Origin of the sequence: Chryseobacterium sp. 3008163 (genome assembly GCF_003669035.1) — a bacterium.
In the GTDB taxonomy this organism is placed as follows: domain Bacteria; phylum Bacteroidota; class Bacteroidia; order Flavobacteriales; family Weeksellaceae; genus Chryseobacterium.
This window is the reverse complement of sequence record NZ_CP033070.1, coordinates 526731-543203: the sequence shown is the minus strand read 5'-3', so window position 1 is coordinate 543203 and position 16473 is coordinate 526731. Positions and strand designations below refer to the sequence as shown.

Sequence of the window (16473 nt, the reverse complement as noted above, 5' to 3'; positions counted from 1 at the left end):
AATTATTTTCTGTTTCTGTACATATAGATTTTCACTCCGATGATGATTACCGGTAAAATGATTTGTGTAGGGAATTTACGATCTGCTACAGAGTCGAAAACGTAAAGCGAACCCATACCCACCACAACCATCAGAGGAAAAGAAATTACCATCGTAATCAGAATAGTAGCCGATATTTTCCCTAAAGCATCCACTTTGTCATGTAAGTTGATTTGGCTGAAATAATATTTAAAATTTCTAAAAGCCAGATAGATGGCTACTGCGTTCGTCAGCAGGTAAAACATCAATGCTTTGATACCAAAACTAAAAACATAGATGAAACTGAAAAGATATCCTAAAATAATAACTGTTGACAGAAATATAATTAATGCAGGGCTTTTATTCTTTAGAAAGAAACCCGCAATATGATAAGCAATCATATTGAGAAACCCGCTTTTCTCATCTTTCCATTCCTGAGCAACTCTTTGGTTGTTGCGGATGATATTTTTCGTCACCTCATTTTCAGAATTAAAACCATAAATGGCCGTCAGAATTTCACCGAGAATGACTTTATTGTTAATGTTCGTTCGTTGCATTTCGGCAACTACATTGTTAATGGAAAGTACATCGTCATCAAATTCAAATTCGTCAATGAGACCTTGCAGATAATAGAATTTACGTTCTGTAGCAAATGGATAATTTTTTTTGAAAGTGACCAGATCTTTGTTTTTCAGTATACCTTCAATGATTAAATGATTCCGATCGTGCAGTAAATTCTTATAAAAATCTAAAGATTCTACACTGAAAAAGGAAGCATAATATTGCTGAAAATAAATCAGACTCTGCCATTGGTTTTTCCTTACAGCCTCAGAAAGAAATGCTTTCAGGTTTGGAGTAAATAACTCGCTAAAATCTTCCAGCTCATCTTTGGAAATTTTTCTTAAATCAGGCTTAAAGGAAAGATTTTGGGGATAAATGTCTGTGTAAATACATTTGATGACGGGCAATTTCAGAATTTCATCAAAATTCTGTTTCTGATTTTTAATGAAATCTAAAAATGCTTCAATTTCATTAATGCTGAAAGTTTGGTTTAATTTGCTCTCGGCTTTTAACAGTTTTTCAGCTTTAATCAAATCCTGAGGGTTTTTAGGATTAAAATTCTGAATGTTCTGTTCTACAAATTCTTTCAATCTGAAATTTTGCATGGATATCAAATGGTTTGTGCAAAATAAAAGAATTTATTGATAATTCTTACGCTCTGTTGTATTAATTTAAAAATTTAGAAAGCTTATTGCTCTCAAGATCATTTCTTAAAACTTGTTTGATTTAATTAAAATAAAAAGTCAATCCTATCAATTGCCTTAGAGAAGCTCCGTAGGAGCGATATGTTTGTAGAAAATAATCCTAGACATTACAATGAGCTCCGTAGGAGCGGCACGTTCAGCACCTTGTTTTCGAAATAACCAATCTCACCCATAGAACTTTTCTTTTTTACAATCAATATTTTCAAATTACCTTTGAATAAAATTTCCCCAATGAAAAATCTGAAAATATTTCTCCTTCTGTTCTTGCCCGCATTATTTTACACTCAGAAAACCAGGGTTTTCATTCTTGCAGGGCAGTCAAATATGAATGGATTTGGATATAATAAAGATTTACCAAATGATTTAAAAACATTTAAAGATGTTTATATATTTCAGGGAAATTCAGTTCCGGATGGCGATCTGAATGGCGGAATAGGGAAGTGGGACGTTTTAAAGCCAGGAAACGGAACAGGATTTAAAACGGATGGGAAAACCAATCAGCTTTCAGACAGATTCGGTCCGGAGCTGTCTTTTGCCAAAAGGCTCAAAGAACTTTTTCCGAATGATAAAATTGCTTTGATTAAATATGCACGAGAGGGAACATCCATTGACAGTGTTGCAAGAGGCGGATTTGGATGCTGGGATGCCGATTTTCATGGTAAAAATGGAATTAATCAATATGACAACTTTCTTAAAACCATAAAAAATGCTTTGGCCGAAACCGACATTGATGGAAACGGCAAGAATGATGAAATCATCCCATCCGGAATTCTGTGGATGCAGGGTGAAGGCGATGCAAGCCATGATGAAGCTATTGCCAACCGATATTACGGAAATTTGAAAGTTCTGATGAATCAGATGAGAGCTGCTTTACTTACGGATGATCTTCCGGTGGTTATCGGGAAAATTTCCGATTCCGGGAAAAATGAAAAAGGAAAAGTGTGGCCAACCGGAGAGCTGGTGCAGTATGCGCAGGAGAAATTCGTAAATGACGATAAAAATGCAGCAATAGTTCGCTCAACAGCTAAATACAATTACGGAAATGATCCCTGGCATTACGACAGCGCAGGATATATTGACCTCGGGAAAAACTTTGCCGACGAAGTATTTAGACTGATTATAAAATAAGACCTAATATAATTCATAATCAAAAAGTCATCTGTAATGGTTATTTTTGCAAGACGAAAATCCTTCAAGGATTTAATTTTATTTTAAATTTTCTGAATGAACTCTTTAATCGATAAATATAATATTCCCGGACCTCGTTATACGTCTTACCCTACCGTTCCTTATTGGGACGAGAGCACTTTTTCATCAGAAAAATGGAAAGAAACGGTCATCAGGTCTTTTAATGAAACCAATGCTGAAGAAGGAATTTCTATTTATATTCATTTGCCTTTCTGCGAAGCTTTGTGTACGTTTTGTGCATGTCATAAACGGATTACGAAGCAACACAGTGTGGAAATTCCATACCTTGAAAGTGTTTTAAAAGAATGGCAACTGTATCTACAATTGTTTAATGAAAAACCAAAACTGAAAGAACTTCATTTGGGTGGCGGAACACCTACATTTTTCTCTCCTGAAAATCTAAGAACTTTATTGGAAGGGATTTTTTCTACGGTTGAAATAGCCGAGCATCAGGAGTTTTCTTTTGAAGGACATCCGAATAATACGACGAGAGAGCATTTGCAGACTTTGTATGATTTAGGTTTCAGAAGAGCAAGTTTTGGCGTTCAGGATTATGATTTGAAAGTGCAGAAAGCAATCAATAGAATTCAGCCTTTTGAAAAAGTAAAAGAAGTTACCGAAATAGCCCGTGAAATTGGATATACAGGGATCAGTCATGATTTGGTATTTGGTCTTCCACATCAGAGTTGGGAAGCGATGGAACATACCATCCGCAAAACAATGGAATTGAAACCGGACCGTTTAGCATTTTACTCTTATGCTCATGTTCCGTGGGTGAAAGGTGTCGGGCAACGTGGTTTTGACGAAAACGATTTACCAAGTGGTGAAGAAAAACGCCGTCTTTATGAGGACGGAAAAAGATTGTTAGAAAATTTAGGATACATTGAAGTAGGGATGGATCATTTCTCTCTGGAGCATGATGATTTATACCAATCTTTAATTCAGAAAAAGCTTCACCGAAATTTCATGGGATATACTTCGAGCAAAACCCAATTAATGGTAGGTTTGGGTATGTCTGCCATTTCAGATTCCTGGTATGCTTTTGCACAGAATGTGAAAACGGTAGAGGAGTATCAGAAAACTGTTGAAGAAGGAGTGATTCCTGTGGTCAAAGGACATATTTTAAGTGATGAAGATTTAACAATTCGTAGACATATTTTAAATTTAATGTGTCAGCTGGAAACTTCTTTTAATCTTCAAAACTCTTTTCCTGAGCTTGAAAATGCTTTCGAAATGCTGCAAGAAATGGAAAGAGATGAGTTGGTTGAAATTCATGACAATCAAATAAAAATCACAGAAAAGGGTAGAGCTTTCACGAGAAACGTTGCCATGGTATTTGATCTCAGAATGATGAGAAACAAACCTGAAACCCGAATATTCTCGATGACGATATAAAAAAACAAGCGATTCAATTTTGAATCGCTTGTTTTTGTTTAAATAAATGTTGGTTAATTAGATTTCACCCAGTTTTTTAAATTTAATTTTAGTCAGAGAGAGAAAATTAACTTATTTAATGATCAACTTCTGGCTATACTCTTTCAAATCTCCTGATTTTATATTGATGTAATAAACTCCTGGTGCAATTCCCGTAACATCAAAACTGTTTTCACTGTCTAGTTTTACACTGTCGATTGCTTTACGACCTTCGGTACTTATCAATTCAATCTTAGCATTTGCCGTCTGTAATCCTTCTACAAAAACCCTTTCATCCGCTGGATTTGGATGAATTTTAACATCCTTGAATATATTTTCCTGAACACCTAATGTTGATGTTGTGATTTTGTAAACGATTCCGTTGTTGACTGCGGCCACATATAATTCTTTCTGATTGTCTTCTCCAAATGTTGAAAAATTGTTTCCGGTAAATGGCGTAGTCCAAGTAATGACATTGCTGCTGTCTAAAGTTCCGATCTGTGTAGAGCAGTAATCTGCGAAGAAATATTTCCCCTGAAGACTGGGTGAAGCCGTTCCACGGTAAACATATCCCCCTGTGATTGAGCATTTTCCCCCGGTATGATCATACACGGCAATAGGAAAAGTCATTGTTGAAGAAGCAGCGCAACCTGCTGTGTTGTAAGTGTTATTTCCTTCATAACATCTCCAGCCATAGTTTACACCTGCTGTTGTCACCGGAACTCTGTTGATTTCTTCAATCACACCTTGTCCTACATCTGCAATCATCGCATTTCCTGTAGTTTGGTCAAATGAAAACTTCCAGGCATTTCTCAATCCGTAAGACCAAATTTCATCAGAACCGTCTACACCCGCCCCTGCAAAGGGGTTGTCAGCCGGAATATTGTAAGGTCCTGTAGGATTATTAATATCAATTCTCAACATCTTACCCAAAAGTGAATTTTTATTCTGACCATTATTGTTCAGATCACCGCCACCGCCGCCATCACCTGTTACAATCCATAAATTACCATCTGGTGCAAAGTGCATACTTCCGCCATTATGATTGTCAAAAGGCTTAGGGATATTCAAAATAATCTTTTCTGTAGTATCGTCAGCCACATTTGTGTTGCCAGAGCTAACCGTGTATCTTGCGACTATGATATTTCCTGCTGCATTGTTATAATAAACGAAGAAATATCCGTTGGTTGCATATTGTGGGTGAAAAGCTAGGCCTAAGAGTCCTCGCTCACCTCCATAATTGACTTTCGTGCTAATGTTCAGAAAGTCGGCCGCATTCACGGTTCCGTTGGGTTGTACTATCTTTATAATTCCGTTTTGTTGAACAACAAATAATCGGGTGTCGTTGGCGTGGGTAATCTCAACAGGGCTTGTGAATCCCGTTGCAAATTGCGTCAATGCAAAGCTTTGTGCACTGAAAGGTAAGGCAGATAACAAGATTGCCGAAAGTAATAATTTTCTCATAATATTTTGATATTTAGTGTATTATGTTTAATGAAAATTTCATACCAAAAGAGAATTGAAAACTTTATTAAAAAATATTAGATAAATTGCTGAATCTTTAATTGAAAGCAGAATGCCGATATATCTGAAAATAAACCATTTCTGTTCTTAAAAATTCATAAAATATCAAGAAAATCATTATATTTGCCGACTTAATTTAACGTAGTTATAACAAAATGCAAGGAAAAGGACTTATTACAATTGTTGCTATTGTACTAGGGTTAATTTGCTTAAATGAGCTATTACCAACATGGTACGCCAGCAAGATTGAAAAGCAGGCAACTGCTATTGCAGGAGACAATCCGGAAAAGTATCAGAAAGAAATCGCAAGACTTTCTAAGGATACACTTAATCTAGGTTTCACAGAACTTTATTACACCAAAGCGAAAGACAAGGAAATGAAACTTGGTCTTGACCTTAAAGGAGGGATCAACGTTCTTTTGGAGATCAACCAAAGAGACTTGGTGAATGATTTAACCAATTATTCTACCAATCCTATTTTGATTGAAGCTTTAAACAGAACTGACGAAGCTCAGAAAAACTCTACAAGACCTTACATCGATAATTTCTTTGTTGAGTTTAATGCTGTAAACAAAGCAAAAGGAGCCAATCTAAAACTTGCAGATCCTGAAATCTTCGGAAACACCAACCTTTCTGAGATTAAATTTAATACTACTGACGAGCAGGTGCAGAGTATTGTAAAAAGAAGAATCGACCTTTCTGTGGGTACTGCTTTTGAAGTAATCAGAACCAGAATTGATAAAATGGGAGCTGTTCAGCCTAATGTTCAAAGAGTTCCGGGTACAGCAAGAATTTCTGTTGAAATGCCTGGTATGAAAGACATTGATAAGGTGAAAAAAATGCTTCAGACTTCTGCGAAACTTCAGTTTTGGGAAGTGCAGCAATTTGGTGAGGTAGCACCTTATTTCCAGAATTTAACCAATGCAGTTTCTGCTAAAGGTGATTCTATAGGTGTTGCTAAAAATGTAAACCTAATGGCTTTGATGCAGGGAGGTAAATCTGGAAGCCAAAGTTCAGTAGGAAGCGTAAAGTTATCTGATACTGCTATTGTTAATAAGGTTTTAAACAGTAAAGTTGCTAAGTCATTAAGACCTGCAAATTTAAAATATACCCAATTCTTGTGGGGTTACAAGCCAGAATCTACGGATACTAATAGCTTGGTTCTTTACGCAATCAAAGGTAGCATCAATCAAAAAGCTCCGGTAGATGGTGCAGTAGAAACTGCTAGTATCGGATATGATGATTTGAGCAGAGTGGTTGTTGACATGCAAATGGATTCTAAAGGTGCTAAAGAATGGAAAACTCTGACAGAGAAAAATGTTGGAAGACCTGTAGCAGTAACTTTAGATAACAGAGTATATACCGCACCAAATGTTGTTGGTGCTATTCCAAACGGTAGAACTCAAATCTCAGGTAACTTCTCTCAGGAAGAAGCTAAAGAATTGGTTGACGTTTTAGGAGCTGGTAAATTACCTGCAGGTGCAAAAGTAGTTCAGGCTACACAAGTAGGACCTTCATTAGGTGAAGAATCAATCAATGCGGGGGTAATCTCTTTTGCTATTGCATTTTTAATTATCATTGTATACATCGTATTCTATTATGGTGGAGCAGGTGTTTATGCGGTAATTGCAATGATCATCAACTTGTTTTATATTTTCGGAATTATGGATTCCGGAGACTTTACATTAACGCTTCCCGGTATTGCTGGTATTGTACTGACAATGGCGATGGCGGTTGATACCAACGTAATTATTTATGAAAGAACCAAAGAAGAACTGTTTGCAGGAAAAATATTCTTGAAGCTTACAGAGACGGATTTAAACATGCTTTAAATGCAATTATCGATGGTCACCTTACAACTTTGTTAACAGCAGTAGTATTGTTCTTCTTCGGAACGGGTCCTATTAAAGGATTTGCTTTAACGCTGATGATTGGTATTGTAATGACACTTTTCACTTCGGTAGCACTTTCTAGAGTAATGATTTTCTCAAGATTAGAAAAAGGTAAAGGTCTGTCTGTTTGGACTCCTCCTACAAAAAACCTTTTCAGAAATACTTGGATCGACTTTATTGGAAAAAGAAAAATCGCTTATACTATATCAGCTATATTAACAGTTATATGTTTGGTTTCAATCTTCACAAACGGTTTCAAATACGGAATTGATTTTACAGGAGGTAGAAATTATGTAGTGAGATTCGATAAGGATGTGAAAGCGGAAGATATTGAGCAAAAACTAGTAAAAGTATTCGCAACCTCAGATGGTAAAAATTCTTCTGTGGAAGCTAAAACCTTTGGTAATGACAGACAATTGAAGATCTCAACAGATTATTTAATTGATGATGAATCTTTGAAAGCTGACCAAACAGTTGAACAAAAATTATTTGAAGGATTGAAATCAAATCTACCAACTAATACAACGATACAAGATTTTAAATCAGCAGATAATGCTAGTGTAGGTATTGTATCTTCTGAAAAAGTAGGTCCTACGGTTGCTGATGATATTAAAACGCATGGTATTCTAGCTGTAATAGCTGCATTGGGTGGTATTTTTATTTACATCCTTGTGAGATTTAGAAAATGGCAATTCTCCTTGGGAGCAGTAGCAGCTTTATTCCACGATGCGGTGATTATTTTAGGTGCTTATTCTCTCCTACACAGAATCATGCCATTCAATATGGAAATCAATCAGGATTTTGTAGCTGCAATTCTTACAGTATTGGGTTACTCTATCAATGATACCGTAATTATCTTCGATAGAATTAGAGAGTATTTAAGAGAAAAGAAATCAATAACATTGGCAGGATTATTTGATGATTCTATTTCTAGTACTTTAGGTAGAACTTTCAATACTACGTTTACCGTTTTACTTGTAATTCTTGCAATCTTTATTTTCGGGGGAGATAATCTTAGAGGATTTATGTTTGCATTGCTTATCGGAATAGGCTTTGGTGCTTACTCATCAATATTTATCGCATCTGCGATTGCCTATGACTTCTTGAAATCTGGAAAAGAAGAAGAAGTACATGGTAAAACAACCACAAACAAAGAAGTTCTTGCTTCAAAATAAATTCAACTACATTAAATACAAAAGAGCCTTTCATCTGAAGGGCTCTTTTTTTGCCTTAATCTCTAATAGATTTTCCTCTTTTTAGAGATTGGAAATAAATCTCTTATTTTAAACAGAATTTAAAAAACTCTTATTTTTACTGAAATTTTATTTTAAATTTAAAAATCTGTGCAAATCTGCGTGATCTGTGGAAATTAGTTTCTCACACCAATTTTGGGTTTCATAATTAACAATAGAATTAAATTTAAAAACTAAAGATTAAGAGCAATATTAAACTTTATACTCACAATATCCCTTTTCCCAATATTTCCTTACTTTTGCACCATTATGGAAAAATCGAAAAAGAAAGCCGCCATGAGCTTTATTTTCATCACCTTACTGATTGATATTACAGGGTGGGGAATTATCATTCCGGTGGTTCCGGCATTGATCAAAGAATTGATTCATGCGGACATCAGCGAAGCGGCCAAATATGGTGGCTGGCTTGGGTTTGCGTATGCATTTACCCAATTTATTTTTTCGCCCATTGTTGGGAATCTGAGTGACAAATTCGGACGAAGACCCATAATTTTGATTTCACTTTTCGGTTTTGCGGTAGATTATATTCTTTTAGCGTTATCACCAACAATAATCTGGCTTTTTGCAGGGAGAATTATTGCCGGAATTACCGGAGCAAGTGTGACCACAGCAAGTGCCTATATTGCAGATATTTCAACCGACGAAGACAGAGCTAAAAACTTTGGTTTAATTGGAGCTGCGTTTGGTCTTGGATTTATCATCGGGCCTGTGATTGGCGGTGTTTTGGGACATTATGGTGCTAGAGTTCCATTTTACGCAGCAGCAGTTTTATGCTTATTAAATTTCTTATACGGATATTTCATTCTTCCCGAAAGTTTAGATAAAGATAAAAGACGAGAATATAGCTGGAAACGTGCAAATCCGGTTGGTTCATTTAAATTTTTAGGCAAACATCCGGAAATTTCAGGTTTGATTGTCGCTTTAATTTTAATCTACATCGCAGGTCATGCAGTTCAAAGCAACTGGAGTTTCTTCACAATGTATGAATTTGACTGGACGGAAAGAATGGTCGGAATTTCTCTCGGCGTAGTCGGACTTTTAGTAGGTTTGGTACAAGGAGTTTTAATTCGTTGGACAACTCCAAAATTAGGCGAACAAAAAAGTATCTACTACGGTTTGGCTTTATATGCACTAGGAATGTTGTTATTCTCATTTGCCACAGAAGGCTGGATGATGTTTGTATTTTTAATTCCTTATTGTTTAGGTGGAATTTGCGGGCCAGCATTGCAGTCTGTAATTACCAAAAGTGTTCCCAGCAACGAACAGGGGGAACTTCAGGGAGCTTTAACGAGTTTAATGAGCGCAACTTCAATTATCGGTCCGCCAATGATGACGCAGTTATTTTTCTATTTTACACATAAAGATGCCCCTTTTAAATTTTCGGGAGCTCCGTTCTTTTTGGCGTTCATTTTGATGACGATTAGTGTGGCGGTCACTTATTATGCTTTTCAGAAAAAGAAATCTTAAAATTTGTTTAAAATTAGGCCATAAAACATCATTTGTATATAATCTTTTGTAATTTAGCATCATGGAATTAAGCATTGGAGAAATGGCATTAATCGCCATTGCGATTGTAGTTTTATTCGGTCCGGATAAACTGCCTCAGATTGCCCGTGATCTAGGATCCGGAGTAAGAAAAATGCGTGGCGCAGTAGAAGATATCAAAACCGAAATCATGAAAGAAACAGACAATCCTGTTTCTGAGATTAAACGTGAAATCGAAAAGGTAAAAGATGCTGCCAAAGATTTTGATCCTACAAAAAATATTCAGAAAGATTTGATCGGTGAACCTTCTGTATCTGAAACACCAAAGATCAAACCTTCGGATGATGATACCTACGAAGGGCCTGTAAGCAGATAATAATGGAAGAGATCATTCTTGAAGATAAAAAGGCATTTCTGTACCTTAATAATTTAGGTGATACGCCATTCGATCAGTTCTGGCTCATGGTTTCCGGAACATGGATCTGGGTGCCGCTTTACATCATTTTCTGTTATTTTCTTTATAAAAATTTTAAGCTTAAATCTTTACTGTATATTCTTCTTTTCGTTGCAATCGGGGTCACGATTTCCGATCAGGTATCAGGGATTTTCAAGTATGGCGTTGCGAGATTAAGACCCTGTCACGACCCAAGTTTACAGTCTTATATGAGAATTGTAAAATGTGGCGGACAGTTCGGTTTTTACTCTGCACATGCCTCAAATACCTTCTTTTTAGCAAGTTATTTAAGTTTTTTGTTAAAAGATAAGCTTAAATGGTTTCCTTATGTTATATTTGTTTGGGCTGTGGTAGTATCATACAGTCGCATTTATTTAGGAGTGCATTTCCCGATAGATATTTTGGTGGGGGCGTTTGTTGGAATTTTATTGGGAGCGATATTTTCTGTGCTCGCAAAAAAAGTCATCAACAAACAAACTATATAAAATGAAAAAACATCTATTCATTATTACTTTAGCGGTTTCATCGCTACAATTTTTCTCAGCTCAAGATAAAAAGATCGCAGAAGAATGCATGCAAAAGGCCGATTACAAATGTGCCGAAGAGCAGTATGCAAAACTGGCTGACAAAGAAATGATTCAGCAGTATCAATCTGAATATTTCAACAATTTGGGTACTGCACAAAGACGTTTAGGCAAAACTGCAGAAGCTTTTAAATCTTATGAATCTGCTTTAAAATCAAATCCTAAGTCGGCTGCGGTTTATGCAAATTTAGGTTCGTTACACAATCAGAAAGGCAGTAAAACCAAAGCTCTTGACTATCTGAATAAAGGTTTAATTGCAGACGATCAAAATGCTGAAATGTATTTGACTCGTGCTAAAGTCTATGAAGGTTTAAACAAAAAGGATTTAGCCGAAAAAGATTTAAACCAAATTCTAACATTTGCTCCCGACAATATTTTTGCAAGAACTGGTTTAGCCAATCTGAAAAAAAGAAATGGCAACCTTGAAGGTTCTTTGAGTGATTACAATAAACTACTTTCAGAAAAGCCAGAATCTCTACTATACAACGGAAGAGCCGATGTTTATTTAAAACTAAAAAAATACAAAGAAGCATTAGCAGACGTCAATAAAGCAATCTCAATCGATCCGAAATTTTCACAATCATACGTGACGAAAGCACTAATTTTATTTGATTCTGCAAAAGATAAAGAAGCTTGTGCAAGTCTGGATAAAGCTGTTGCCACAGGATACGAAAAAGCGGCATTGACTGAGCAGTATGCAAAATGTGTCAAAAAATAAATACTAAATTTCTTTTAAAATTCATTCATGTTAAACATCGTTCTTGTAGAACCGGAAATCCCTAATAACACAGGCAATATCGGAAGATTATGCGTAGGAACCGAAAGCCGATTACACCTCATTCATCCTCTCGGATTTTTAATTGATGACAAAAACCTCAAACGTTCAGGTTTAGATTATTGGGTGCATCTTGATGTTTCAGAATATGCCAATGTTGAAGAATGGATGAAGGTAATTCCTGATCCATCCAGAGTTTTTCTGATGAGTTCTCATGCTGAAAAATCTTATCTTGAAATAGATTTTCAGGATGGTGACTGGCTGGTTTTCGGGAAAGAAAGTGTGGGATTGAGCAAAGATGTTTTAAACCTATTTGAAAATCACTTAACGATACCGATGTCTAATCTGATCAGAAGTTTTAATATTGCAAATTCTGTGGCGTTTGTAGTGGGAGAGGCAAAAAGACAAATTAACCTAAAACTTTAGTTTAAATAAATTTTTCAGTCATTATGATAAGGTTTTCCCTGCAAAATCTGGTCAGCACGATATAATTGTTCAACGATAAATAACCGGATCATCTGGTGCGTAAATGTCATTTTAGAAAGTGACATTTTTTCGTTGGCTCTGTTATAGATTTCATCTGAAAAACCATAAGCTCCACCAATCAGGATATGTATTTTTTTTACGGAAGAATTCATCCAGTTGTCGATTTTCTGAGAAAACTCTCTGCTGGTGAACTGTTTTCCTTTTTCGTCTAAAATCGCGACCCAATCATTTTTATCAATATGATTTTGAAATAATTTAGCTTCTTCTTTTTTCAATAAATCAGGTGAAAGATTTTTTGCATTTTTGATGTCAGGAATTTCAATAATCTCAAAATTCCAGTGTTTTGGAAGTCGGATGAGATAATAGCTGATCAAAGAAGTGATTTCCTTATCGTCGGTTTTCCCGATACAAATTAGATTAATGCGCATTTTTTAGCTTTAAAAAAGAAAGTTCAAAGATACTTATAATTAAAAAATTGACGAATTATTTTAAAATCTGTATTTTTACCATACTATCACAGTTAAGATGAAATCTTCTTTCATTAAATTTATATTTTTAAGCTTATCAGGAATAACTTTCGGTCAGGAAGTTATCGATGCCGATGAGAAAAAATATCTTGAAGAAGACCACAACAAAATTTCATTGGTTGCCGGTGTCAGTTACGTGAATAATTCTTTCGGACTTTACTATGAAGATCAGACTTTTCTCCTCAAACCGAATGATTCTTTTTATACCGAATTTTTCCTGAGATACCGATGGCTGGACGCAAGTGTTTCGTTTGCTCCTAAGTTTGTAAGAATCAACAATGATGATGATACTAAAGGTAGAACGAAATATTTTAATCTCGGATTTGCGTTTTTCCTAAGTCCAAAATTGAGACAGTATGTGAATTACAATCAGGTGAAAGGTTTGTATTTTGAAAGCACTAAAAGATTTTTTGAGACTGTTTTTAAAGATGAATTTAATGGAGAATTCAGTGACGATTATATGCTGTTTCCTGATGCCAAATATCAATCTTTTACTGGTGAAACAAGTTATCTCTGGTTGGGAAATAAAGACAATTACAGAAGCTACACCAATATGACTTATAAGCCATTGAAAAATGATTTTGTGCTTATTTCCGGTTTGCTTTATCAATATAATATGATGAAAGATACAAACCATGTCATTTATCAAGGGATAAATCTTTCGGATGCTGACGCAGGGAGTTCTATTACAAAAGATATCCGACTGACGTTGAGAACCGGAGGAGGAATGCAGAAAGTAATTGGGAAAAATTGGTATGCAATTGTGGAACTTTATCCGCAGGTTTATTACGCTCATCTGATTAATGAAAATTATAAAGAATTTAATATTGGTTTAAACTCAAATACACGAATAGGTTTTGACAATGGAAAATGGTTCTTCGGCGGAGGGGCACAGCTCAATTGGATCAACAGTACGAATGAGAATTTTTACTCTACGACCAATTGGTTATTTCGTTTCGGATTGGGTTTTAGAATAAATTCCCCTAAATTTGTCAATCAACAGTTTGACAAGATTGATCAAATTTTAAAATAAAAGATGGCAATAAAAGTTCCGGGTTTTCTTTTGAAAGTTCAAGATTTTCTAGATGATATACATATTCCACTTTTGGGAATATCACTTTGGCAGTTATTTCAAATCTATTTTGCTGGTGTTTTCAAAGGTAAAATAGGGAAGAAGGCCGCCGCAATCTCCTGGAGTTTTACGTTGAGTTTATTTCCTTTTATTCTGTTTTTGCTTTCTGTTTTGCCTTATATGCCGCATTATGATAAGCTTCAGTTTTATATTTTTGAAGTGTTGATGCACAATATTTTCCCATCTAATATCGAAGGAGATGTGAGAGGTTATATTGAAAATAACATTATTCCCAATATGAAGGGAATCAGTAATTTAACGATTCTTATTGCCCTTGTTTTTGCAACCAACGGAACATTTTCTATTATTAATGGTTTTAATGAAAATTCTAAAGAGAAACTTCCTGATGTTAAAGAATTTATTCTGTCATTTTTCATCACAATTGGCTTTGTTACCATTGTATTTTTAGCGCTTTTTGGCGTTTACTATTCTGAGGTTGTTCTTAAGCTTTTTACACCAAAATATAATATTTCCTGGCTCGTCAATAACCTTTCAAAGATCATCGGTTTTGTATCATTTCCAGTATTCTTTTTCCTTTTGCTGACTATGTTTTATTGGTTGGGAACGGTGAAAATAATCAGATTCAGACAGGCGGTTCCGGGAGCGATTCTCACAACGGTTTTATTTATTCTTACAACTTATCTGTTTACGCTTTATGTGAAAAATATCGCACGTTATAACGTACTATATGGATCGATTGGAAGTATGATTTTATTGATGGTCTGGGTAAATGTCAACGTTTACCTCCTTCTTTTTGGGAATGAATTGAATATGGCCTTGCGAAAATTAAGAGTTGAAAAACTTTTGGCAGACGAGCTCAAAAAAGAAGCCTCTCATTATCAGTCAAAAAGTGAAGAGCCCAATCTCGACAGTGATGAAGAGCATATCCGCAGTATTATACAAGAAATTAAAAAAGAAGAAGATGAAAAATCTAACGGTTAAAGTATTGATTACGTGTACACTTTTAAGTATGCAATCTTGTGAGCATATTCTTGATCAAGCTGAAGAGAAAAGAGCTCAGGAAAATTTCACTTCAGAATTTATGGGAAATTATTCCGGAAGTTATACGGGAGATATGAGTGGACAACTAACCGTGAATGTACGGAAAGATGCGAGCGTACAGGTTATTCGTGGTACAGCGGGTAATCCAGACTCATATGATACCCATTTGATTATGTCATCGTTCAATACAACTGCAAAATCTCCACAAGGTTTTATACTCATCGGAAATATGCAAACCAAAAAAGGAACTTGGGAAATGGGAAATTTAAAAGGAACTTGGAGTCTGACTAAAAATTAATCCTCTTCAGTTTCTATGGTTTCAGATGAGCTCATATTTAGAATAATGTATCCTGCAATTGCAGCAATAAAAGAAGCAATCAGAATGGCAAATTTAGCTTCATCCTGAATTTGAATTTCTCCTTTAAATGAAAGTAAAGCGATGAAAATCGACATCGTAAAGCCAATTCCGGCCAAAAGTCCGACTCCCAACATCTGTGTCCATGATGAGTTTTGAGGAAGCGAACTGATTTTAAATTTGATGGCAATCCATGAAAAAAGATTGATTCCTATCAATTTTCCTAAAACTAATCCGCAGATAATTCCCAAACCTAAACCACTGAAAAGCCCATCAACCATTCCATTATTAAAAGTAATATTGGTATTGGTTAAAGCGAAAATCGGCATGATGAAAAAGCTTACCGGAAAATGAAGCCGATGTTCTAGTTTTTCTAAAGGTGAAATTTCTGTTGTAGAAATATTTGTTGGAATTGAAAATGCCAAAACAACACCCGCAATTGTCGCATGGATTCCCGAATGATGAAGGAAATACCAAAGAAAAATTCCAGGAATCAGATACAAAATGATTTTGGTTACTTTAAAATAATTCAGAAGAAACAGCAAAACTGAAGTTCCTAAAGAAAGAAAAATGTAAATCCAATGAATTTGCTCAGTGTAAAAAATAGCAATCACTAAAATAGCACCCAAATCATCTACAATTGCCAAAGCTGCAAGAAATATTTTAATCGAATTTGGAACTTTTTTCCCAAGCATCGAAATAATTGCCAATGAAAAAGCAATATCTGTAGCCATCGGAATTCCCCAGCCGTTGCTATGATCAGTTCCATAATTAAAAGCGGTATAAATAATTGCAGGAACAATCATTCCACCAATTGCGGCAAATATCGGCAAAGAAGCATTTTTAAAAGATGAAAGCTCACCTTCGATGACTTCTCGTTTGATTTCTAGACCCACTAAAAGAAAGAAAATAGCCATCAAACCATCGTTAATCCAAATACTGACAGGATATTTCAGATGAAATAGATTAACACCAATTTCTTGATCTAAAAAGTTCTGAAAGTTTTCGGCCAAAGAAGAATTGGCGATTCCTAATGCCAAAGCGACACAAAGTATCAATAAAACCCCTGATGACTGGCTGCTCTCGAAGAATTTTTTAAAGTATATGCTTAATTTCATGC

General features: G+C 35.4%; 14 protein-coding genes and 1 pseudogene. 11 read left to right on the top strand and 4 right to left on the bottom strand.

Going from position 1 to position 16473, the window contains the following annotated elements; all coding sequences use genetic code 11:
* Nucleotides 1-2: 2 nt before the first annotated feature.
* Nucleotides 3-1184, bottom strand: a complete 1182-nt coding sequence (locus EAG08_RS02360; protein WP_164998512.1) for a hypothetical protein — start codon at nucleotides 1182-1184, stop codon at nucleotides 3-5.
* A 330-nt stretch (nucleotides 1185-1514) separates the two neighbouring features.
* Between EAG08_RS02360 and EAG08_RS02355 the strand changes: the two genes are divergently transcribed.
* Nucleotides 1515-2411 (top strand): sialate O-acetylesterase, encoded by an 897-nt coding sequence (locus EAG08_RS02355; RefSeq protein ID WP_129534037.1) that lies wholly within the window; start codon nucleotides 1515-1517, stop codon nucleotides 2409-2411.
* Nucleotides 2412-2507: 96 nt separating this feature from the next.
* Nucleotides 2508-3866 (top strand): oxygen-independent coproporphyrinogen III oxidase, encoded by a 1359-nt coding sequence (gene hemN / locus EAG08_RS02350; RefSeq protein WP_129534036.1) that lies wholly within the window; start codon nucleotides 2508-2510, stop codon nucleotides 3864-3866.
* A 111-nt stretch (nucleotides 3867-3977) separates the two neighbouring features.
* Here hemN and EAG08_RS02345 read toward each other — a convergent pair whose 3' ends face one another.
* Nucleotides 3978-5348 carry a PQQ-dependent sugar dehydrogenase gene (locus EAG08_RS02345; RefSeq protein WP_129534035.1) on the bottom strand — a complete coding sequence of 457 codons (1371 nt, stop codon included), beginning with the start codon at nucleotides 5346-5348 and terminating at the stop codon, nucleotides 3978-3980.
* A gap of 215 nt (nucleotides 5349-5563) precedes the next feature.
* Here EAG08_RS02345 and secD point away from each other — a divergent pair.
* From secD to EAG08_RS02315, 6 genes and pseudogenes are all read left to right on the top strand, one after another.
* Nucleotides 5564-8475 (top strand): annotated as a pseudogene (gene secD, locus EAG08_RS02340) (protein translocase subunit SecD).
* 324 nt (nucleotides 8476-8799) lie between these two features.
* Nucleotides 8800-10020 (top strand): TCR/Tet family MFS transporter, encoded by a 1221-nt coding sequence (locus EAG08_RS02335; protein ID WP_262696863.1) that lies wholly within the window; start codon nucleotides 8800-8802, stop codon nucleotides 10018-10020.
* 61 nt (nucleotides 10021-10081) lie between these two features.
* Complete coding sequence (locus tag EAG08_RS02330; protein ID WP_129534033.1) at nucleotides 10082-10414, top strand: twin-arginine translocase TatA/TatE family subunit; 333 nt, start codon at nucleotides 10082-10084, stop codon at nucleotides 10412-10414.
* Nucleotides 10415-10416: 2 nt separating this feature from the next.
* Nucleotides 10417-10977, top strand: coding sequence for a phosphatase PAP2 family protein (locus EAG08_RS02325; protein WP_129534032.1), 561 nt, complete (start codon nucleotides 10417-10419; stop codon nucleotides 10975-10977).
* A gap of 1 nt (nucleotide 10978) precedes the next feature.
* Nucleotides 10979-11794 carry a tetratricopeptide repeat protein gene (locus EAG08_RS02320; RefSeq protein WP_129534031.1) on the top strand — a complete coding sequence of 272 codons (816 nt, stop codon included), beginning with the start codon at nucleotides 10979-10981 and terminating at the stop codon, nucleotides 11792-11794.
* 27 nt (nucleotides 11795-11821) lie between these two features.
* Complete coding sequence (locus tag EAG08_RS02315) at nucleotides 11822-12277, top strand: tRNA (cytidine(34)-2'-O)-methyltransferase (RefSeq protein WP_129534030.1); 456 nt, start codon at nucleotides 11822-11824, stop codon at nucleotides 12275-12277.
* A 14-nt stretch (nucleotides 12278-12291) separates the two neighbouring features.
* Here EAG08_RS02315 and EAG08_RS02310 read toward each other — a convergent pair whose 3' ends face one another.
* The gene (locus tag EAG08_RS02310; RefSeq protein WP_129534029.1) at nucleotides 12292-12765 is read right to left on the bottom strand and encodes a 23S rRNA (pseudouridine(1915)-N(3))-methyltransferase RlmH; all 474 of its coding nucleotides are present in this window, start codon (nucleotides 12763-12765) and stop codon (nucleotides 12292-12294) included.
* Between the two features lie 97 nt (nucleotides 12766-12862).
* On the opposite strand from EAG08_RS02310, the gene EAG08_RS02305 reads away from it, so the two are divergent.
* Genes EAG08_RS02305 through EAG08_RS02295 form a run of 3 tightly spaced genes read left to right on the top strand, consistent with a single transcriptional unit; the run spans nucleotide 12863 to nucleotide 15296 of the window.
* The gene (locus EAG08_RS02305; RefSeq protein WP_129534028.1) at nucleotides 12863-13897 is read left to right on the top strand and encodes a DUF4421 family protein; all 1035 of its coding nucleotides are present in this window, start codon (nucleotides 12863-12865) and stop codon (nucleotides 13895-13897) included.
* Between the two features lie 3 nt (nucleotides 13898-13900).
* Nucleotides 13901-14938, top strand: a complete 1038-nt coding sequence (locus tag EAG08_RS02300) for a YihY/virulence factor BrkB family protein (protein ID WP_129534027.1) — start codon at nucleotides 13901-13903, stop codon at nucleotides 14936-14938.
* Entirely contained in the window at nucleotides 14919-15296 is a 378-nt protein-coding gene (locus tag EAG08_RS02295) for a hypothetical protein (RefSeq protein WP_129534026.1), read from the top strand. The genes EAG08_RS02300 and EAG08_RS02295 overlap by 20 nt, the downstream gene beginning before the upstream one ends.
* Here the strand turns inward: EAG08_RS02295 and nhaA are convergent.
* Nucleotides 15293-16471, bottom strand: a complete 1179-nt coding sequence (gene nhaA / locus EAG08_RS02290; protein ID WP_129534025.1) for a Na+/H+ antiporter NhaA — start codon at nucleotides 16469-16471, stop codon at nucleotides 15293-15295. The genes EAG08_RS02295 and nhaA overlap by 4 nt on opposite strands.
* Nucleotides 16472-16473: the final 2 nt, after the last annotated feature.